The following is a 20,416-nucleotide window of genomic DNA, read 5'->3' as shown; positions in this document are numbered from 1 at the left end:
ATGATCCTTCCTGCGCTCTTCTTCTACCTGTTCGCGGCGGTCTGCGTGGCCTCGGCCGTGATGGTGATCGTCTCGAAGAACCCCGTTCACTCGGTGCTCTATCTGATCCTCGCCTTCGTCAACGCCTCCGGCCTGTTCGTGCTGATGGGCGCCGAGTTCCTGGCGATGATCCTGATCGTCGTCTATGTCGGCGCGGTCGCGGTGCTGTTCCTGTTCGTGATCATGATGCTCGACGTGGACTTCACCGAGCTGCGCGAGGGCTTCCTGCAGTACATGCCGATCGGCCTCGTGATCGGCGGAATCTTTCTGTTCGAGCTGTTGCTGACCGTGTCCTACTGGGTCATCAACCCGTCGACGCCGAAGGCGATCACGGCGGCGATCCCGACCAACGTCACCAACACCGAGGCGCTCGGCCTCGTGCTCTATACGAAATATATCCATTACTTCCAGCTGTCGGGCATGATCCTGCTGGTGGCGATGATCGGTGCGATCGTGCTGACGCTCCGCCACAAGGCGAGCGTCAAGCGCCAGGACATCAACGTCCAGAACGCCCGCACGCCGGAGATGGCGATGGCCGTTCGCAAGGTCGCGGTCGGGCAGGGGCTGCAGGACACGGATGCCGCGGAGTGGGTGAAATGACCATCGGACTGGGGCACTACCTCGCGGTCGCCGCGATGCTCTTCACGCTCGGCATCCTCGGCATCTTCCTGAACCGCAAGAACATCATCGTCATCCTGATGTCGGTCGAGCTCATCCTGCTCGCCGTCAACATCAACCTGGTGGCGTTCTCGACCTTCCTCGGCGACATCGTCGGCCAGGTGTTCGCGCTGCTGGTGCTGACGGTCGCAGCCGCCGAGGCCGCGATCGGTCTGGCCGTGCTGGTGGTCTATTTCCGCAACCGCGGCTCGATCGCGGTCGAAGACGTCAATCTGATGAAGGGCTAAGGCGCATGATCCGCACATGTGGGGGCCGGCTCGCCGGCAAGGTCATGCGTAAGGGAACGGGCGAATGATCCAGGCCATTGTCTTTCTGCCGCTGTTGGGCGCGATCCTGGCCGGCCTGATCGCGCTACTCGGGGCGCATGGACGCCATCCGAGCGGCGACGAGGTCGAGCATCACGATCACGGTCATCACGGCGCTGCCGCGCATGTCCATGGCGATGCGGCCGTGGTGCACGTCACGCATGACGAGCCGCTGGCCCATGACGATCATGGTCATGGCCACGACGACCATCACGTCGCCGAGCCGCCGGCGGCCGGTACCTGGGCTGCGCAGGCGATCACGACGGCGCTTCTGTTCATCTCCGCCGCGCTGTCCTGGGCGACCTTGGTCAGCGTCGGATTCATGCACCACGAAGCCGGCGTGAAGGAGCTGCTGCCCTGGATCAACTCCGGCGAGCTGCAGGTGTCCTGGGCGCTGCGCGTCGATACGCTGACGGCCGTGATGCTGGTGGTGGTGACGAGCGTGTCGTCGCTCGTGCACCTCTATTCGATCGGCTACATGGACGAGGACCCGAACCGTCCGCGCTTCTTCGCCTATCTCTCGCTGTTCACCTTTGCGATGCTGATGCTGGTGACCGCGAACAACCTTGTGCAGCTGTTCTTCGGCTGGGAGGGCGTCGGTCTCGCGAGCTACCTGCTGATCGGCTTCTGGTTCCAGAAGCCCTCGGCCAATGCCGCCGCAATCAAGGCCTTCGTTGTCAACCGCGTCGGCGACTTCGGCTTTGCCCTCGGCATCTTCGCGATCTTCCTGCTGACGAAGTCGACCGACTTCGAGACCATCTTCGCCGCCGCGCCGAGCATCGCCGGCAAGACGACGATCAACTTCCTCGGCTGGCACGCCAACGCGCTGACCTTGACCTGTCTCCTCCTGTTCATGGGCGCGATGGGCAAGTCGGCGCAGTTCCTGCTGCACACCTGGCTGCCGGACGCGATGGAAGGTCCGACCCCGGTGTCGGCGCTGATCCACGCCGCGACCATGGTCACCGCCGGCGTCTTCATGGTGGCGCGCCTGTCGCCGCTGTTCGAGCTCGCGCCGAACGCGCAGGCCGTGGTGATGTTCTTCGGCGCCACCACCGCGTTCTTCGCGGCGACCGTCGGCCTCGTGCAGAACGACATCAAGCGCATCGTCGCCTATTCGACCTGCTCGCAGCTCGGCTACATGTTCGTGGCGATGGGAGCAGGGGCCTACTCGGTCGGCATGTTCCATCTGTTCACGCACGCCTTCTTCAAGGCGCTGCTGTTCTTGGGTGCCGGCTCGGTGATCTATGCGATGCATCACGAGCAGGACATCCGCAACATGGGCGGCCTGTGGCGCAAGATCCCCTACACCTTCGCGGTGATGACTGTCGGCACCCTGGCCCTGACCGGCTTCCCGGGCTTCGCCGGCTTCTTCTCCAAGGACGCGATCATCGAGGCCGCCTATGCCGCGCACAATCCGTTCGCGACCTATGCCTACTTCCTGACGATCGTCGCCGCCGGCCTGACCTCGTTCTATTCCTGGCGCCTGGTGTTCAAGACTTTCTTCGGCACGCCGCACGACCAGCATCACTATGAGGCGGCGCATGAGAGCCCGATCTGGATGCTGATCCCGATCGGCGTGCTCGCGGCCGGCTCGATCCTGGCGGGCTTCCCGTTCAAGGGCCTGTTCACCGATCCCCATGGTGTCGAGCACTTCTTCGGCGAGTCGCTGAAGATGAACCCGCACATCCTGGAGGACATGGAGCACATGCCGTTCTGGCTGGGCCAGCTGCCCTTCATCATGATGGTCGGCGGCTTTGCGGTCTCCTACTTCTTCTACATCAAGCGTCCGGATATTCCGGAGGAGCTCGCCGCGCAGCAGCCGCTGCTCTACAAGTTCCTGCTCAACAAGTGGTACTTCGACGAGCTGTATGACTTCATCTTTGTCCGCCCGGCGAAGTGGCTCGGCCGCTTCCTCTGGAAGAAGGGCGACGGCTTCGTCATCGACGGGTTCGGTCCCGACGGTGTCTCGGCGCGGGTGCTCGACGTCACGCGCAACGTCGTCAAGATCCAGACCGGTTATCTCTATCACTATGCCTTTGCCATGCTGATCGGCGTCGCCGGCCTGATCACCTGGTTCATGTTCATGGGGGGCCAGCAATGACCACCTGGCCAATTCTCTCTGTCGTCACCTTCCTGCCGCTCGTCGGCGCGCTGCTGATCTATCTGGTCCGCGGCGACGACGAGGCGGCCCAGCGCAATGCGCGCTGGATCGCGCTGTGGACGACGCTGATCACCTTCGCGGTGTCGGTGATCCTGGTGCTGCGCTTCGATCCCGGCCAGACCGACTTCCAGTTCGTCGAGAAGAAGAACTGGCTGGCGGCGGGCATCAGCTATCACATGGGCGTCGACGGCATCTCGCTGCCGTTCGTGATCCTGACCACCGCATTGATGCCGTTCTGCATCGTGGCGAGCTGGAAGTCGGTCAAGAACCGCCTGCGCGAATACATGATGGCGTTCCTGATCCTGGAAACGCTGATGGTCGGCACGTTCTCGGCGCTCGACCTCGTGCTGTTCTACCTGTTCTTCGAGGGCGGCCTGATCCCGATGTTCCTGATCATCGGCGTCTGGGGCGGCCCGCGCCGGGTCTACGCCTCGTTCAAGTTCTTCCTCTACACGCTGCTCGGCTCGGTGCTGATGCTGCTCGCCATCATGGCGCTGTACTGGAACGCCGGTACCACCGACATTCCGACCTTGATGCACACCGCGGTGCCTCGCAATCTGCAGACCTGGGCCTGGCTCGCCTTCTTCGCCTCGTTCGCGGTGAAGATGCCGATGTGGCCGGTGCACACCTGGCTGCCGGACGCGCACGTCGAGGCGCCGACGGCCGGCTCGGTGATCCTGGCCGCGATCCTCTTGAAGATGGGCGGCTACGGCTTCCTGCGCTTCTCGTTGCCGATGTTCCCGCTGGCGTCGCACGACTTCGCGCCGCTGGTGTGGACGCTGTCGGCGATCGCGATCATCTACACCTCGCTGGTCGCGCTGATGCAGGAGGACATCAAGAAGCTCATTGCCTACTCGTCGGTGGCGCATATGGGCTTCGTGACGATGGGCATCTTCGCCGGCACCATGCAGGGCGTCGCCGGCGGCGTGTTCCAGATGATCTCCCACGGCATCGTCTCGGGCGCGCTGTTCCTCTGCGTCGGCGTCGTCTACGACCGCATGCACACCCGCGAGATCGCGGCCTATGGCGGCCTCGTCAACCGGATGCCGATCTACGCGCTGGTGTTCATGGTGTTCACCATGGCCAATGTCGGTCTGCCCGGCACCTCCGGCTTCGTCGGCGAGTTCATGACCCTGCTCGGCACCTTCAAGGTGTCGATCCCGACCGCGTTCTTCGCGACCTTCGGCGTCATCCTCTCGGCCGGCTACGCATTGTGGCTGTACCGCAAGGTGGTGTTCGGCGCGCTGACCAAGCCGTCGCTCGCGAGCATCAAGGACCTCACCTTGCGTGAAGGCGTGATCCTGTTTCCGCTGGTGGCGCTGACGATCCTGTTCGGCGTCTATCCGAAGCCGATCCTGGACATGTCGGCGGCCTCGGTGCAGCAGCTCGTCACCAACTACAATACCGCCGTGACGGCCGTGAAGGCCGCCGCGCTGCTCCAATGATGAGACCTTAAGGGGTCGGGACAGAGACGATGATCGAGAATCTTGGGCCTCAGCTTTGGGTGGTGCTGCCGGAGCTGCTGCTGGCCTTGGGGGCCATGGCGCTGTTGATGCTGGGCGCGTTTCGCGGGCAGGGGACGACGGGGATCGTCACCGGCCTCGCGGTCGCGCTCCTGATCGTGGTGGGCATCGTGGTGCTCAGGCAGCAGGGCGGCCAGGCCTTCGGTGGCAGCTTCATCGCCGACAGCTATGCGCGCTTCCTGAAGATCCTGGCGATCATCGGCTCGGCCGCGACGCTGATCATGTCGGCGGAGTTCCTGTCGAAGCCGGACCGCCGCATCTTCGAGTATGCGATCCTGGTGCTGCTCTCGACGCTCGGCATGCTGGTGCTGATTTCGGCCGGCGATCTGATCACGCTTTATCTCGGCCTCGAGCTGATGTCGCTCGCGCTCTACGTCGTCGCCGCGAGCCATCGCGACAACGTCAAGTCGACCGAAGCCGGCCTGAAGTATTTCGTGCTCGGCGCGCTGTCGTCGGGCATGCTGCTCTACGGCGCCTCGCTGATCTACGGCTTCACCGGCACGGTGAGCTTTGCCGGGATCGCCGCGGCGACCAAGACCGGCAGCGTCGGCGTCATTTTCGGCCTCGTCTTCCTGTTTGCGGGCATGTGCTTCAAGGTTTCGGCGGTGCCGTTCCACATGTGGACGCCGGACGTCTATGAAGGCGCGCCGACCCCGGTGACGGCATTCTTCGCCTCTGCCCCGAAGGTCGCGGCGATCGCGGTGTTCGCCCGCGTCGCGCTGACGGCGTTCCCCGGCATCACCTTCCAGTGGCAGCAGATCATCGTGTTCGTCTCGATCGCCTCGATGGCGCTGGGCTCGTTCGCCGCGATCGGCCAGACCAACATCAAGCGTCTGATGGCCTATTCGTCGATTGGCCATATGGGCTTCGCGCTGGTCGGTCTCGCCGCCGGCACGGTCGAGGGCGCGCAGGGCGTCCTGACCTATATCGCGATCTATGTCGCGATGACGCTGGGGTCCTTCGCCGTGATCATGGCGATCAAGCGCAACGGCCAGTCGTTCGAGAAGATCAGCGATTTCGCAGGCCTCTCGCGCACCAATCCGCTGCTCGCCTTCTTCTTCGCGATGCTGCTGTTCTCGCTGGCCGGCGTGCCGCCGCTCGCGGGATTCTTCGCCAAATGGTACGTGTTCGTCGCGGCGATCAAGGGCGGGCTGTTCACGCTGTCGGTGATCGGCGTGCTCACGAGCGTCGTCGGCGCCTACTACTACCTGCTGATCGTCAAGACGATGTATTTCGACGAGCCGCTGCCGACGGTCGATCCGGTCCGCATCGAGCTGCGCACCGTGCTCGCGATCTCCGGCATCTTCAACATCCTGTTCTTCGCCTATCCGGGCCCGCTGGTCAGCGCCGCCGCGGCCGCGGCGAAGTCGCTGTTCTAGATGACGTTTGCTCTCGGCGCCCGTGCCGCTGCCAGCGGCTACGGGCTCGTTATCTTCGATCAGGCCGGCTCGACCAATGTGGAGGCATTGGCCGCCGCGCGGCAGGGCATCAAGGCAAGCTGGTTCGTCACGACGGAGCAAACGGCCGGGCGCGGCCGGCGCCAGCGGCCGTGGATCGCGCCGCGCGGCAATCTGGCCTCCTCTGTCCTCGAAGTGCTCAACGTCGCGCCGGCCGTGGCCGCGACCCTCGGCTTTGCCGCCTGCCTCGCGATCTCGACCGCTTTGCGCCAAGTCAGCCGAGAGGCCGTGCTCCGCTCCGGCGGCAATTCAGCGCTCGATTTCGCAGTGAAATGGCCAAACGACGTGATCGCCGGCGGCCGTAAGATCGTCGGCATGCTGCTCGAAGCAGAGCAGGTGGCGGGCGGATTGGCGGTCGTGGCCGGCATCGGAACCAATGTCGTGGCAGCGCCGACCGATACCCCGACACCGGCTGTCTCGCTGCGAGATCTCGGCGTCGAAGTAAGCGCCGAGGATCTCTTCAGTGCGCTGTCCGATTGCTGGGTGGAGTATTTCGGCATCTGGAACAAGGGACGCGGCTTCGGCGACATCCGAAAGCTGTGGCTGGAGCGGGCCGCCGGCCTCGGTCAGCCCGTCGCCATCAGGTCCGGACATGCTATGATTGAGGGGATTTTCGACACGATCGACGAACAGGGTTGTATGCTGGTGCGGACCGCGGAGGGACGATTGGAGCCGATCACGGCCGGTGATGTTCATTTCGGCTCGGTCGCATCCAAAGGAGCGGTCTAGATGGCGCGTCCCGACGAACTGACATTTGCGCCGCTCGGCGGCGTGGGCGAGATCGGCATGAACCTGTCGATCTACGGCCTCGGCAATCGCCATCAGCGGTCCTGGCTCGCGATCGATCTCGGCGTCTCCTTCGGCGACGAGGAGCATCTGCCGGGCATCGACCTGATCATGCCCGACGTCAGCTTCCTGGAGAAAGAGGGCAAGAACCTCGTTGGTCTCGTGCTGACGCACGCGCATGAAGACCATTTTGGCGCCATCATCGATCTCTGGCCGCGGCTGAAATGCCCGATCTACGCGACCAAGTTCAGCGCCGCTTTGTTCGAAGCGAAGTGCGAAGCCGAGCGGCTGCCGGCGAAGATCCCGGTCAAGGTGATCCCGTCGGGCGGCCGCGTGGACATCGGCCCGTTCAACGTCGAGTTCATCCCGGTCGCGCATTCGATTCCGGAATCGCATGCGCTGGCCATCCATACCGAAGTCGGCACCGTCCTGCACACCGGCGACTGGAAGATCGATCCGACGCCGGTGCTGGGCGCGCCGACCGACGAGAAGCGGCTGCGCGAGCTCGGCGATGCCGGGCTGCTCGCGCTGATCGGCGACTCCACCAATGCCGTGCGCGAGGGACGGTCGCCCTCCGAGGCCGAGGTCGCCAAGACCATTGCCAAACTTGTGAAGGAAGCGAAGGGCCGCGTCGCAGTCACCACCTTCGCCTCAAACGTCGCGCGCATCCGCGCCGTCGCCGAAGCGGCGCGCGAGGCCGAGCGCGAGGTCGTCATCGTCGGCCGCGCGATGGAGCGCGTGGTCCAGGTGGCGCGCGAGACCGGCTATCTCGACGGCGTGCAGAATTTCCGCGGCATGGATCTCTACGGCCACTTCCCGCCGGACAAGGTGCTCGCGCTGTGCACCGGCAGCCAGGGCGAGCCGCGCGCCGCGCTGGCCCGCATCGCCAACGACGATCATCCGCTCGTCACCCTCAACAAGGGCGACACCGTCATCTTTTCCTCCCGCACCATCCCCGGCAACGAGAAGGCAGTCGGCGCCGTGATCAACGGCTTGGTGCAGCAGGGCATCGAGATCATCACCGACCGCAATCATCTGGTGCACGTGTCAGGCCATCCGCGCCGCGACGAGCTGCGCGACATGATTGCCTGGACGCGGCCGCAGCTGTTGATCCCGGTTCACGGCGAGGCGCTGCATCTGCATGAGCACGCACGTCTCGCGCGGGCCTGCGGCGTGCCGAAGGTGATCACCTGCCGGAACGGCGACCTGGTCAAGCTCGGCCCCGGCGATCCCGGCATCATCGACGAGCTGCCGGCAGGGCGCCTCTACAAGGACGGCACCATCCTCGAGGATTCGAAGTCGCGCGCCGTGGTCGAGCGGCGCAAGATGAGCTTCGCGGGCTGCATCTTCGTGGCCATGGCCGTTACCGAGAAGGGCGAACTGGCCGACGATCCCGAGGTGGATATGGTCGGCATTCCCGAGAAAAATGCCGCTGGCGAGGAGATGGACGACATCGTGTTCGACGCTGTCGTCTCGACCTTCGAAGGCCTGCCGCGCGCGCGACGGCGCGATCCGGACGCGGCAGCGGAATCGGTGCGGCGCGCCGTGCGCGCCGCGGTGAACGAGCAATGGGGCAAGAAGCCGATCTGCCTCGTCCACGTCTTGGAAGTCTGATCCTGGAAGTCTAACTCGGGCCGATCGAACGACAATTGGTGGAGGATGCAATGCTGGGCCGGTTGAATCACGTTGCCATCGCGGTCAAGGACGCGGAGAAGGCGGCAAAGATCTATGGCGCGGCCTTCGGAGCCGAGATCTCCGCGCCGCTGGCGCTGCCGGACCACGGCGTCATCACCGTGTTCGTCACGCTCCCCAATACCAAGATCGAGTTCATCCAGCCGCTTGGCGAGGCCTCGCCAATCGCGAAATTTCTCGAGCGCAATGCGGACGGCGGCATCCACCATGTCTGCTACGAGGTGCCCGACATCATCGCCTCGCGTGATACGCTGATCAAGGAAGGCGCCCGCGTGCTCGGCGACGGGCTGCCGCGCATCGGCGCCCACGGCAAGCCGGTGCTGTTCCTGCATCCGAAGGATTTCTCCGGCGCTCTCGTCGAGATCGAGCAGGCCTGAGTAGCGGGGCGATCATGGCCTACACCATCTCAACCTGGCTCGCGATCTACTTCGTGCTGTGGTGGGTCATGCTGTTCGTCACCCTGCCGTTCGGCGTGCGCAGCCAGCACGAGACCGGCGGCGCCTCGCCGGGCACGGATCCCGGCGCGCCGACGATCAGCCTGATGGGCCGCCGCCTGATCTGGACCACGCTGCTGTCCGCCGTCATCTTTGGCCTTGCGCTCGTCGCCTACCAGGCCGGCTATCTCAGCATCGAGCGGCTGTCGAAGCTCATGGGCTTGCCGTTCTAGCCCGCTTGCATCGCACAACAGCCCCTCAAGCCGATGCGCGGACGCGCATCGGCTTTTTTGCTATAGGGAGTGAAAACAAGTCGACAGGGAGGTCGCGCGTGACGACATCGGCCGCAGCCGGGCAGGGGACGCCGTCGGGCTATCGCATTCTCAACGAAACGGATCTTCGCAGCACCCTCGCAGCGGTGCCAGCCGTTGCATCCCAGCTCGGCGGAGCGGCCGAACGCTGGGAGATCACCGAGGTCGGCGACGGCAATCTCAACCTGGTCTTCATCGTCAAGGGATCATCCGGCGGCCTCGCGGTGAAGCAGGCGCTGCCTTACGTGCGCCTGGTCGGCGAGAGCTGGCCGCTGCCGCTATCACGCGCCCACTACGAGCATCTGGCGCTGACGCATCAGAACCGTCTTTCGCCCGGATTGGTGCCGGCGATCGTGCATCATGATCCGGCTTTGGCGCTGACGGCGATGGAGCTGCTCGAGCCGCACATCATCATGCGCAAGGGCCTCGTCGCCGGCACGATCTATCCGGGCTTCGTCGATCACATCACCACCTTCATGGCGCGGACGCTGTTCTTCTCGTCGGATCTCGCGCTGTCGGCCGCGGCGAAGAAGGAGGCCATCGCAAGCTTCGCGGGCAACCATGCGCTGTGCAAGATCACCGAGGATTTGATCTTCACCGATCCCTATCGCATCGCCGAGCAGAACCGCTGGACATCGCCATGGCTGGATGCGACCGCCGCCGACATCCGCGCCGATCTGGACCTGCATGTCGCGATCTCCCGGCTCAAGCTCAGATTCATGTCGAGCGCCGAAGCGCTGATCCATGGCGATTTGCACACGGGATCGATCATGGTCACGGACACCGAGACCAAGGTGATCGATCCCGAGTTCGCGTTCTACGGTCCCATGGGGTTCGATGTCGGCGCGGTCCTGGCGAACCTGCTGATGGCGTATTTCGCGTCTGCCGGGCACGAGCGATCGCAAGGCGACAGAGAGGCGTTCGAGAGCTGGGTGCTGAGCACGGTTGATGAGGTGTGGAGCGGGTTTGCGCGCAAGTTCCTAGCGCTGTGGCGCAGCGAGGCGACCGGGGATGCCTATCCGCTGTCGCTATTTCCTGGAGATGCAGGGGCGGCGCGGCTGGAGGCCGAACGCCAAGCCTATCTAGCAAGGCTGTTCCAGGATGCCGTCGGCTTCACGGCCGCGAAGATCATCCGCCGCATCCTGGGCCTCGCGCACAACATCGATTTCGAGCTGATCGAGGGCACCAGACGTCGCGCAACCTGCGAGTCGCGGGCGCTGCGTCTCGCGCGCACGCTGATGACGGAGACGGCGTCGTTCACGTCAATCGAGGCGGTGACGAAGGCGGCGCGCGAGCTGCGTCATTGGCAGCCGGGATACTGAGTAGCATTCATCGTCATGGCGAGGAGCCCCCGGGTCTCGCCTTCGGCGAGCCCGAGGGCAGGCTCCGTGACGAAGCAATCCAGAGTCTTCGCGCGGCCGTGGGGTGCTTTGCCTCGCTCGCAATGGCGCGGACCGATTTCGCAGCCCGGATGAGCGCAGCGATATCCGGGTTCTCCGGTACAGCGGGTTGGACCCCGGATGTCGCTGCGCTCATCCGGGCGACCGCAGCATCGCTTCGTTCGTCGTGACGGAAGCGGGTGGGTCGGGTGGGTAACGGCGCGCCACGATGCATCGGCTCATCGTCGTTCTTCCCCGCGCCCTGTCCACCATTGCACACCGGTCTTGCCGATGGACGGTGGGCCCGCTGCCGCCCTGCGGGCGGCGCTTTGCCCCCCTACGGCATCTCAGTTAGTCCGCCGCCTTCGCCCGCAGCCGTTGCGCATAGACGTTGATCACCAAGGCCGCGAGCAGGATCAGGCCACGGATCAGGATCTTCAGGAAGCTGTCGATGTTGACGTGGTCGAGGCCGTTGTTGAGCACGCCGAGCACGAACAGGCCGACGATGGTGTTGCCGATGCCGCCGCGGCCGCCGAACAGGCTGGTGCCGCCGACCACGACGGCCGCGATCGAGTCGAGCAGATAGGTGTCGAACTCGTTCTGCTGCGCGCTGCCGAAATGCGCCACGCCGAGCATGCCGCCGATCCCCGAGCAGACCGCCGAGATCACCATCACGCTGCCCAGGATCAGCTTGACGTTCAGGCCGGAATATTCCGCCGCCTCGCGGTTGCCGCCGACCATGTAGACGTAGCGGCCGAAGCGCGTGTAAGTCAGCACGAGATGGCCGAGCAGCAGCATCAACGCTGCGACGATCACGATCCAGGGAATGCCGGCAATCGAGCCGGAGCCGAGCGTCGTGATCAGGGGGGGCACCTTGTAGGCGATCTGGCCGCGCACCAGCATCGCCGAGATGCCAGCGGCGATCTGCATCATGGCCAGCGTCATGATGAAGGAGGGAATGCCGATTACGGTCAGGCCGAACGCGTTGACGACGCCGAGCAGGGCGCACAGCGCCAGCGCGAGCAGGATCGCGGCAAAGCCCGGCATCGGCACGTTGGCAATGTTGACGTAGGACTCCTGCAATGTGAAGTAGGCCACCGCGATGCCGGTGACGTTGGCGATCGCGGCGATCGACAGATCGATCTCCGCGCAGAGAATGACGAACGTCAGGCCGACGGCGATGATGCCGGTGACGGACACCTGGGTCAGGATATTGCCGACATTGTCGAGCGTCGCGAAAGACGGGCTTGCGACCGCAAAGAACGCGGTGAGGAAAATCAAGGTCAGGAACGGCGCGATGTTGCGCATCTGCGATCGCAGCAGCGATGCGATGCCGCCAGCGCGGCGCGCCTGCGCCTCCGGCATCGGAACGGTATCGCCATGCGCCATGGAAGTCTCCCTACGCCGCCTCGAGCAGACGGTCTTTGCTGATGGTTTCACCGGCGAATTCGCGCACGACCTCGCCGCGCTTGAGCACGATGACGCGGTCGGCCAGCGACAGCACGGTCTCCGGCTCGGTCGACATCACGATGACGGCGATGCCCTTGTCGCGCAGCTGCCGCACGATCTGAATGACGTCGCTCTTGGCGCCGACATCCATGCCGCGGGTCGGCTCGCACAGCACCAGCAGCCGCGGCGGATGGCTGAGCCATTTCGCCAGCGCGACCTTCTGCTGATTGCCGCCCGATAGCAGACCGAGATCGATCTCGACGTCGGCCGGACGAATCTGAAGCTGCTCGACCTGGCGCTCGGCGAGGGCGCGTTCGCGCGCGGGCTTCAGCAGCACCGCGTTGATGCGGTCGAGAATGCTGATCGAGACGTTCTTGTAGACCGGCTCCTGCAGGAACAGCATGTCACGCCGGCTCTCCGGTACGAAGGCGATGCCGGCGCGACGGGCGTCCGCCGTGCTCTTGAAGCGGTTAGGCTCACCGGAGACGCGCAGCTGGCCCGCATCGGGCGCCAGCTTGCCGAACAGGATTCGCGCCAGTTCGAGCTGTCCGCAGCCCATAAAGCCGTAGATGCCGAGCACCTCGCCGGCGTAGACCGAGAACGACACTTGCTTGAGATTGCGCGCCAGCGACAGGCGGTCCGCTTCGACCACGACGGGCTTGTCCGTCGGCGGCGCGGGCAGGGTGATGTCGTGGGTGTAGCTGTCCTCCAGCGCATCGCGGCCCTTGCCAATCATGGCTTCGATCAGCGCCGCCTTGCTGGTGTCGGCCGCACGCGTTTCCATGATCTTGCGGCCATTGCGGAACACCGTGACCTCGTCCGAGATCAGCAGGATGTCCTCGATGAAATGCGAGATGAAGATGATCCCCGTTCCTTGCTCACGCAGCTTGCGCAAGGCGGCGAACAGCCGCTCGACCTCCGGCGGCGAGAGCGCCGACGTTGGCTCGTCCAGGATGATGATACGCGCGCCGGAGAACAGTACGCGCGCGATCTCGATCAACTGCTGCAGGCCGATCGGCAGATCGCCGAGCCGGCTCATCGGGTCGGCGTCGATGCCGAGGCGCTTGAGCTGTTCGGCGGCCTCGCGCGCCATCCGCCGCCACTGCACGATGCCGAGCGCATTGGTCGGCTGATTGCCGAGGAACACGTTCTCGGCCACCGTGAGATCGGGCGCGACGCTGAGCTCCTGATGCACCATGGCGATGCCCGCGGCGCGAGCATCGCGGGCCGAGTTGAAATGAACCTCGCGGCCGTCGAGCAGGAAACGGCCGGAGAATCCGGTGTGCACGCCGGCGATGATCTTCATCAGCGTGCTCTTGCCGGCGCCGTTCTCCCCGACGAGACCATGGATCTCGCCGGGGCGAAGGGTGAAATCGACGCCGCGCAAGGCGGTGACGCCGCCGAACGACTTGGTGATGTCCTGCAATTCCAGAAGAGGTGGGCGGCTGTCCGACATGGGAGGCGACTTCAGATCAGGAAGTGATCCTCCATCCATTGCATGCCCGGCGCATTGGCCTTGGTCACGACCGGGCCATCCGTGATCACATGCTTTGGAATGCCCTGGCCGCTCTTCTCGCCGGCGGTGACTGCAGCGACACCAGCCACGATCGCGCCGCCGTGGATTCGGCAGGACGGATTGCGGACGGTCGCGAACATCCGGCCGTCGCTGACCGCCTGGATGGCCGGCGGCATGGCGTCGACGCCGCCGATCAGGATGTTGGTGCGATTGCGCGCCTTCATGATGTTGTAGGCGGCGAGCGCCATGTCGTCATTGTGGAAGAACGCCGCGTCGATCTGCGGGTACTTCGTCAGATAGGTCTCCCACAGGCGGGCCGCCTTCGAGACGTCCCAGTCCGCCGGCTGCGTGTCGAGCACCTCGATGTTCGGGAACTGCTTGATGACGGAGTTGAAGCCCTTGGCCCGGCCCTGCGCGCCGGTGTGGCCGAGCGCGCCCTGGGTCATGATGATCTTGCCCTTGCCGCCCATCGCAGTCGCAAGCGCCTGGGTCACCGATGCGCCCATGAACTCGTTGTCGGGAGCGAGGAACGAGTGCACGTTGATCTGATCGAGCGGAGCGATCAGCGTGTCCATGTCGATCACGGGAATGCCGGCATCGATCATCTTCTGCACCGGCTGCGTGAGGGTGCCGATGCCGAACGCCTGAATGGCAACGAAATCCCATTTCTGCGACGCCATGTTGTCGATCGCTGCGCGCTGCTTCACGGCATCGAGCTGGCCGTCGAACCAGGTCACCTCGACGTTGAGCAGCTTGCCCCACCATTCCGCGGCCTGCTTGCCCTGCGCGCACCAGGTCGCCTGCAGACCGGCGTTGGAGAACGCCGCCTTGAGCGGCTTTTCGGAGCGGCCCATCTCGGCGGCCAGCGCCGGATTGATGCCGAAGCCGGCGAGCAATGCCGCCGCAGAGCCTGCGGCGGTCGCCGCCTGGAGAATATCGCGCCGATTCTTGAGGGTCTTCTTGGACGTTTCGTCAGTGCCGGACATGCCGTGCTCCCTGTCCCATTGTTGTCCGGCGGCGTCATTGGTCGCGCCGCCAAGAGCTGCAGTGTTTCACAACGGATTTGATCTCGCTACAGCCGGATGTTGTGCGCTGCATCCACCTGATGTCGCGCTGCACGCTCGCTGTCAGAAAACCGTGATACGTGCATGCTACGCGGCGCGTGGCATCCGATCGGGCCATGCATTTGTTGGAGACACGTTTTTGACAACGACGCGCATTGCCGTGGTCGGCGACATTCATCACGGCCAGGATACGCAAACGAAGCGCGGTTCGATGGCGCTGGCGCTGCTGGATCGATTTGTCGCAGAGGTGAATCGCGGAAGCTTCGACGCGGTGATCGATCTCGGCGACCGCATCTCTGATGAGGATCCCGAACGAGACCGCCTGCTGCAGAGCGACGTTGCGATGTGCTTTGCGAGGCTCGCCGTGGCACACCATCACCTCAGCGGCAATCATGACGTCGCATGTCTCACTCTCGCCGACAACGAAGCGCTGTTCGATCTGCCGAGTGGGTCACGCGCGCTGATCATCGGCGATGTGAGATGCGTGTTCTGGCAGCCCGATGTGCGTCTTACCCGCGCGCGCGGCCTGCACCTGTCCGCCGGCGATCTCGACGTCCTTGTGAGGTTGCTTGGACAGGACGATCGGCCGACCTTGCTCGTGAGCCATGTGCCGCTCTCCGGCCACGCCCAGACCGGCAACTATTACTTCGAAGCCAATCCGAGGCATGCGACGTATGCGGAAGCCGCGGAGATTCGGCAGGCGATTGCAGACGCGCCGTGCCCGGTCGTCGCGCTCGCAGGCCATGTGCATTGGAATACGCTGACCACAGTCGATGCGACGCCGCACCTGACGCTTCAATCGCTGACCGAGACCTTCATCTCGGGCGATCCGGCCGAGGCGTTCGGCGTGCTGGAGATCGAGTCGGATGAACTGCGCTGGGTGGTCAGAGGCCGCGAGCCGGTGTCCATCAAGCTGCCATGGCCGACAAAGAAATCGCGCTGGCGCGCGCCGTTGCCGTCGTTCGCGACCTCAGGCGCAGCCTGACGCTGGGCCGAGGCTGACCGCGTGCAGATGAGCACGTTCAGGCAGCGTTCATGCGGATTCGCATACGGTTTTTGGAGAGCGTGGGCTGGCCCAAAAAAATAGAGCAGGGCAGCGGGCCCTGCTCGGAAATTGTGTCGACCCTTTGATATCCCGCAAGTTCAGATTTGATCTTGTTAAGCGGGGTGACGCTGCTTTTGCGCGCCAGGGCTCCTCCCGAGACTTGGACCACCAGACTTCCGCAAGCGTTAGCCTGAGGCCCGAATTGGTAGACGATCTTTTTGGGTTTGTCATCCTTTTCGGCAACGATTGTTCAAATTTCACGCACTCCAGGAAATGATCGGTAAGTGCTTGCAATTGGCGAGTTTTGGTTTCGATTTTTCCCGTAGAAGGTGCTGAAATACCCAAAGACCGGGCGCCTCTCGCGATCCCGTGGGGTTGTTCTTAGTCAACGACCGCTGGCGAAATGTGCTGACTGTGCTCCGTACGGCCTCGACTCGGGGGCTGGGCTCGGGCACAAGTTAACAGTTCATTTGGCAGGCCTTCATGCGGCAGCGGCTGCAAGCGTTTCTTCCGATCGTGCTGATCGCCCTGATGGTGCAGATCCTGGCGCCGATTGGCATTGCCTGGGCCGCCGCAGCCGCCGCGTCGGACCCATTCCGCGGGCTGGAAATCTGCCACGGTCAGCCCGGTTCCCAGCCGTCCGATGATCAGTCGCGGGCCAAGCTCGGTCAGGGCGGGTGTTCGCTCTGCTGTCTGGCACAGCCGGCGACACTGGAAGGGCCGGCGCTTTCAGCTGTCCCTGTTCCGCAACCGGACGCCCGCGACGTCGTCTGGCGCACCAATGCGCCTGCCATCGGCGGAAGCCGGGCTTTTTCAACCGCACAGGCTAGAGCTCCGCCCGCGCTGTGATGTCTCGGCCGTTTGCGGCCGTTGTTCTCCGCTCGTAACACCGCATCCGCTTTGCTTGTCCGGCCGCACAAGGTGCAGGCCCGACCGATGCCCCGGCGGGCGCGTCGCGATCAACTTTCAAAAAGGACCTTCAACATGACGCTCCTCAAGCGCTCTCTGTTTGCCGTCGCTCTCCTGCTGGCCGGCTCGCCCGCCGTGTTCGCGGCTGACATCAAAGCCGGTGACCTTGTCATCTCCCAGCCGTGGAGCCGCGCCACGCCGGGCGGCGCCAAGACCGGAGCCGGATATCTCACCATCCAGAACAAGGGCAGCGCTCCCGACCGGCTCGTTGCCGTCTCCGGCGACATCGCCGGCCGCATCGAAGTCCACGAGATGGCGGTCAACAACGGCGTCATGACGATGCGCCCGCTCGAGAAGGGCCTCGAGATCGAGCCGGGCAAGACCGTCGCGCTGGCGCCCGGCGGCTATCATCTGATGCTGATGGAGCTGAAGAGCCCGCTGAAGCAGGGCGACAAGCTGCCGGTGACGCTCGAGTTCGAGAAGGCCGGCAAGGTGGCCGTGACGCTCGACGTTCAGCCCGTCGGCGCCAAGGGGCCGGGCGGCGAGGGCGGCAGCATGATGAAGCACGATCATAAGATGTAGCGCACCGGTCTGGTGCGGGGGCATTCGATGGATCGACGCGTCCTCAACTGCGCGGCTCTCGCAGGCTCGTTCACGGGCCTGCTGCCCCGCGCGTTGGCTGGGTTGGGATCGCGTGGGGCGGCCGGGAGGCTCGCCGCGCCATGATGTCCGTCCGCGCGATCACAGCCAGTCGATGCAGGAATGCGCGGCGCGCGCACGGCAGTGCGCGTCGCCGCTGGATCGCGCGCCTGTTCCCGCTGGCCTTGCTGGCGCTGATCATCCAGGCGCTGGCCCCGGTGGCCGCCTCGGCGATGACGGCCGCGGCGATCGCATCCATCGATCCGTTCGGCGGCGCCGTGATCTGTCATGCCGAGCCGGGCGCCGCGCCGTCCGATCGCGAGTCGGACCGCACGGCGTGCGGCCTCGATTGCGTCATGTGCTGCGTGCTCCACGCCGCAGCCGCAGTCGATGCGCCGCCGGCGCCGGCCCACGCCGCTCCACTCCGGAGCACGGCGCGCATCGATTGGTTCGCGCGCGAGTTCCGGCTTGTGCGACTCGTCCCGTGGTCGCAGGCACAACCCAGAGGGCCTCCTCCTCTCTCCTGAGTTCAGACGTCGTCATCGGCGCGCGACAGCGCGCACCGATCGGTTGTGCATCAGGAAGACCGGCCATGGGAGCCGGCGTTGGGGAAGTCTCACATGTTTCGTCATCATGCCCTTGGCGGCGTGAGCGTGATCGCCTTGCAATTGGTGCTGTTGCAGCCGGCCACGATCGCGCACGCCCAGCCCGCGGGAGAACTGCCGCCCGTCACGGTCGACGCGCCGCGCGCGGCGCCACAGCGCACGCCGCGCAAGCCGGCTGCGCAGGCGGCCGCGGTCAGCAGCCGCGCGCCACGGCCGACAGCCGCCTCCGCGGCCAACGCCTCCGGCCAAGGCGTGGCCGCATCCGACCGGGCATCCAGCGCGAGCGCCGCGCGGGACCAGCTCGGCCAGTCGCCGTCCGGCCAGACCGCGACCACGATCGACCGCAGCCGCTACGACGACCGGCCGGCGTTCTCCGTCAGCGACATCCTGCGCGAAAGCCCGGGCGTGTCGCTCAAGCAGGGCAATGGCCCGCGCGATCTCGGCATCTCGATCCGTGGCTCCAATGCCCGCAATGGCTTCGGCATCCGCAATATCGTGCTGTTCGACGACGGGTTTCCGGTGACGCAGCCGGACGGCCTGTCGCGCAGCGACCTGATCGATCCGCATGCCTATGGTGCGGTCGACGTGATCCGCGGGCCGTCCTCGGCCCTCTTTGGCAACTATGCGACGGGTGGCGCGATCAACTTCCGGACCCGCCCGGGCGGTGCGATCAACGGCGCCGAGATCGGCAGCGAGGGCGGCAGCTTCGGCTATCTCAGCAACTATCTGGCGTTCGGCAAGAAGGTCGGCAATTTCGAAGGCTCGCTGTTCACCAGCGACGTGCGCGGCGACGGCTATCTCGGCAACAGCTGGTTCAACACCCAGACGGTCAACTTCCTCGGGACGTTGAAGGTGACATCGGATGACCGCTTCACGGTCAAGATCATCAACAACGAGCTGTCGACGCGGCTGCCGATCCGGTACACGCTGAGCCAATACTATCAAAACCCGTATCAGCAGGGCTGCACCACCGGGAAGTCGCTAGCGGGCGGCTGTGCGACCGTCGGACTCAACAAGAACGGCTTCAATTCGGCCGGTGGCGTCGACCAGGAGACTGCGCTGCAGGCCGGTCTCGGCCGTAATGACCGACGGACCATCGTGGGTGGCCGCTGGGAACATGATTTCGACAACAACACGACCTGGCGCAACCAGTTCGTGTTCGACGATCGCAACATCAGCCAGCCGACGGGATCGACCAGCGCGATCGGCGACTATCCGTCCTACAACTACATGAGTGACGTCACCAGGCGCGGAGAGATCTTCGGCCTGGAATCCACGGCGTTCTTCGGTGCCTTCTACAACACCCTGACCGCCTCGGGAGATACGCGCTTCGTTGTTCCAGGCGGCAACGCGGCGCTCGGGCGGCTCTCGGCGAACACGTGGAGCGAGACGACCAACTACGGCTTGCGCGCACGTGAGGAGCTCAAGCTGACGGCCGCGCTGACTGCGGTGGCCGGCCTTGGCTGGGAACGCACCCATCTGCGCGGCGTGAACACGGCCTATACCTATACCGGGCTGGCCGGCGCCACGACCACGAGCATCACCACCGCGGACCGTCAGTTCGATAACCTCGCTCCAGAGCTGGCGATTCTGTACAAGGTGAACAGTGAATGGCTGCTGCGGGCCCGTGTCGCCACCGGCTATGGAACGCCGCAAGCCTCGAACCTGTTCGTTCTGCCGACAGGCGCTTTCGGCAACAACACCCAGCTGCAGTCCCAGACCAATCTCGGCTACGATATAGGCTTGGACTGGACGCCGAACCGGGCGGTGACCGTGAGCGCGACCGGCTTCTATGAGTTCTTCCGCAACGAGATCGTCACACAGGCGGTCACGGGAGCGCAGAACACGTCCTACACCTTCAACGCGCCGCGCTCGGAACATCGCGGTCTTGAGCTGGCAGCGGATTGGAGGTTCCTGCCGGGCTGGCGGTTCACTGCCGCCTACACCTACCTCGATCAAGTCTACACCGACTATACTGAGAACGTCGTAGACAGCGTGACCAAGGCGCTCTTCAGCTTCAACCGCGCCGGCAACAAGATCCCCGGCATTTCGCCGAACGAACTGACCGCACGGATCGGGTACGATCACGATCGCGGCAGATTGGCTGGACTGGGTGCCTTCGTCGAGGTCCAATGGAAGGATTCCTTCTACCTGGACAACGCGAACCTGCAGAAGGCGCCCGGTTATGAGCTGGTCAATCTTAACGTCCACTACAAGACCGACCTTGCCTCAGAGACGTTCAAGTCGATGAACGTCTTCTTCGAGATCCGCAACGTCTTCGATCGCACCTACATCGCGTCGGCGAATAACGTTCAGAACGCGGTGAACTCGGGCGTGCAGGTCTTGGCGACCACTGGGACGATCTACGCCGGCTCACCACGGGCCTTCATGGCGGGCATGAAGGTGGCATTCCGATGAGGACGC

18 protein-coding genes are annotated in these 20,416 nt (G+C 64.6%); 15 read left to right on the top strand and 3 right to left on the bottom strand.

Annotation, left to right across the window (positions count from 1 at the left end):
* The 10 genes from BRAO375_RS04390 to mtnK all read left to right on the top strand — a co-directional run bounded on the left by BRAO375_RS04390 (position 1) and on the right by mtnK (position 10,708).
* A complete protein-coding gene (locus BRAO375_RS04390; RefSeq protein WP_009026248.1) occupies positions 1-639 on the top strand; it encodes an NADH-quinone oxidoreductase subunit J in 639 nt (212 codons plus the stop codon).
* Positions 636-944 (top strand): NADH-quinone oxidoreductase subunit NuoK, encoded by a 309-nt coding sequence (nuoK, locus tag BRAO375_RS04385; RefSeq protein ID WP_006611001.1) that lies wholly within the window; start codon positions 636-638, stop codon positions 942-944. The genes BRAO375_RS04390 and nuoK overlap by 4 nt, the downstream gene beginning before the upstream one ends.
* 64 nt (positions 945-1,008) lie before the next feature.
* Positions 1,009-3,123, top strand: a complete 2,115-nt coding sequence (nuoL, locus tag BRAO375_RS04380; protein ID WP_009026247.1) for an NADH-quinone oxidoreductase subunit L — start codon at positions 1,009-1,011, stop codon at positions 3,121-3,123.
* Entirely contained in the window at positions 3,120-4,628 is a 1,509-nt protein-coding gene (locus BRAO375_RS04375; RefSeq protein ID WP_009026246.1) for an NADH-quinone oxidoreductase subunit M, read from the top strand. Before nuoL ends, BRAO375_RS04375 begins: the two co-directional genes overlap by 4 nt.
* Positions 4,629-4,657: 29 nt before the next feature.
* The gene (gene nuoN, locus BRAO375_RS04370; protein WP_009026245.1) at positions 4,658-6,085 is read left to right on the top strand and encodes an NADH-quinone oxidoreductase subunit NuoN; all 1,428 of its coding nucleotides are present in this window, start codon (positions 4,658-4,660) and stop codon (positions 6,083-6,085) included.
* On the top strand, positions 6,086-6,892 hold the full coding sequence (locus BRAO375_RS04365) for a biotin--[acetyl-CoA-carboxylase] ligase (RefSeq protein WP_009026244.1): 807 nt from the start codon (positions 6,086-6,088) through the stop codon (positions 6,890-6,892).
* Entirely contained in the window at positions 6,893-8,563 is a 1,671-nt protein-coding gene (locus tag BRAO375_RS04360) for a ribonuclease J (RefSeq protein ID WP_009026243.1), read from the top strand.
* 50 nt (positions 8,564-8,613) lie between these two features.
* Positions 8,614-9,018 carry a methylmalonyl-CoA epimerase gene (mce, locus tag BRAO375_RS04355; RefSeq protein ID WP_009026242.1) on the top strand — a complete coding sequence of 135 codons (405 nt, stop codon included), beginning with the start codon at positions 8,614-8,616 and terminating at the stop codon, positions 9,016-9,018.
* 14 nt (positions 9,019-9,032) lie between these two features.
* The gene (locus BRAO375_RS04350) at positions 9,033-9,308 is read left to right on the top strand and encodes a DUF1467 family protein (protein ID WP_009026241.1); all 276 of its coding nucleotides are present in this window, start codon (positions 9,033-9,035) and stop codon (positions 9,306-9,308) included.
* A gap of 98 nt (positions 9,309-9,406) precedes the next feature.
* Positions 9,407-10,708, top strand: coding sequence for an S-methyl-5-thioribose kinase (mtnK, locus tag BRAO375_RS04345; RefSeq protein WP_009026240.1), 1,302 nt, complete (start codon positions 9,407-9,409; stop codon positions 10,706-10,708).
* Positions 10,709-11,116: 408 nt separating this feature from the next.
* Here mtnK and BRAO375_RS04340 read toward each other — a convergent pair whose 3' ends face one another.
* From BRAO375_RS04340 to BRAO375_RS04330, 3 genes are read right to left on the bottom strand one after another with little or no spacing between them, the layout of a single operon-like run.
* Positions 11,117-12,154 (bottom strand): ABC transporter permease, encoded by a 1,038-nt coding sequence (locus tag BRAO375_RS04340; protein WP_009026239.1) that lies wholly within the window; start codon positions 12,152-12,154, stop codon positions 11,117-11,119.
* 10 nt (positions 12,155-12,164) lie between these two features.
* Positions 12,165-13,670, bottom strand: a complete 1,506-nt coding sequence (locus tag BRAO375_RS04335; protein ID WP_009026238.1) for a sugar ABC transporter ATP-binding protein — start codon at positions 13,668-13,670, stop codon at positions 12,165-12,167.
* An 11-nt stretch (positions 13,671-13,681) separates the two neighbouring features.
* The gene (locus tag BRAO375_RS04330; protein WP_009026237.1) at positions 13,682-14,716 is read right to left on the bottom strand and encodes a sugar ABC transporter substrate-binding protein; all 1,035 of its coding nucleotides are present in this window, start codon (positions 14,714-14,716) and stop codon (positions 13,682-13,684) included.
* Between BRAO375_RS04330 and BRAO375_RS04325 the strand changes: the two genes are divergently transcribed.
* The 5 genes from BRAO375_RS04325 (at position 14,607) to BRAO375_RS04305 (ending at position 20,410) form a co-directional block, all read left to right on the top strand.
* A complete protein-coding gene (locus BRAO375_RS04325) occupies positions 14,607-15,779 on the top strand; it encodes a metallophosphoesterase family protein (RefSeq protein ID WP_244423114.1) in 1,173 nt (390 codons plus the stop codon). The genes BRAO375_RS04330 and BRAO375_RS04325 overlap by 110 nt on opposite strands.
* A gap of 543 nt (positions 15,780-16,322) precedes the next feature.
* Positions 16,323-16,688 carry a DUF2946 family protein gene (locus BRAO375_RS04320; RefSeq protein ID WP_009026234.1) on the top strand — a complete coding sequence of 122 codons (366 nt, stop codon included), beginning with the start codon at positions 16,323-16,325 and terminating at the stop codon, positions 16,686-16,688.
* A 135-nt stretch (positions 16,689-16,823) separates the two neighbouring features.
* Positions 16,824-17,330, top strand: coding sequence for a copper chaperone PCu(A)C (locus BRAO375_RS04315; RefSeq protein ID WP_009026233.1), 507 nt, complete (start codon positions 16,824-16,826; stop codon positions 17,328-17,330).
* 140 nt (positions 17,331-17,470) lie between these two features.
* Entirely contained in the window at positions 17,471-17,914 is a 444-nt protein-coding gene (locus tag BRAO375_RS04310; RefSeq protein ID WP_009026232.1) for a DUF2946 family protein, read from the top strand.
* A 93-nt stretch (positions 17,915-18,007) separates the two neighbouring features.
* Positions 18,008-20,410, top strand: coding sequence for a TonB-dependent receptor family protein (locus BRAO375_RS04305; RefSeq protein WP_009026231.1), 2,403 nt, complete (start codon positions 18,008-18,010; stop codon positions 20,408-20,410).
* Positions 20,411-20,416: the final 6 nt, after the last annotated feature.

Origin of the sequence: Bradyrhizobium sp. ORS 375 (assembly GCF_000239775.1) — a bacterium.
In the GTDB taxonomy this organism is placed as follows: Bacteria; Pseudomonadota; Alphaproteobacteria; order Rhizobiales; family Xanthobacteraceae; genus Bradyrhizobium.
Note: the sequence above shows the minus strand (reverse complement) of the source record. Positions and strands in the feature narration are given on the sequence as shown.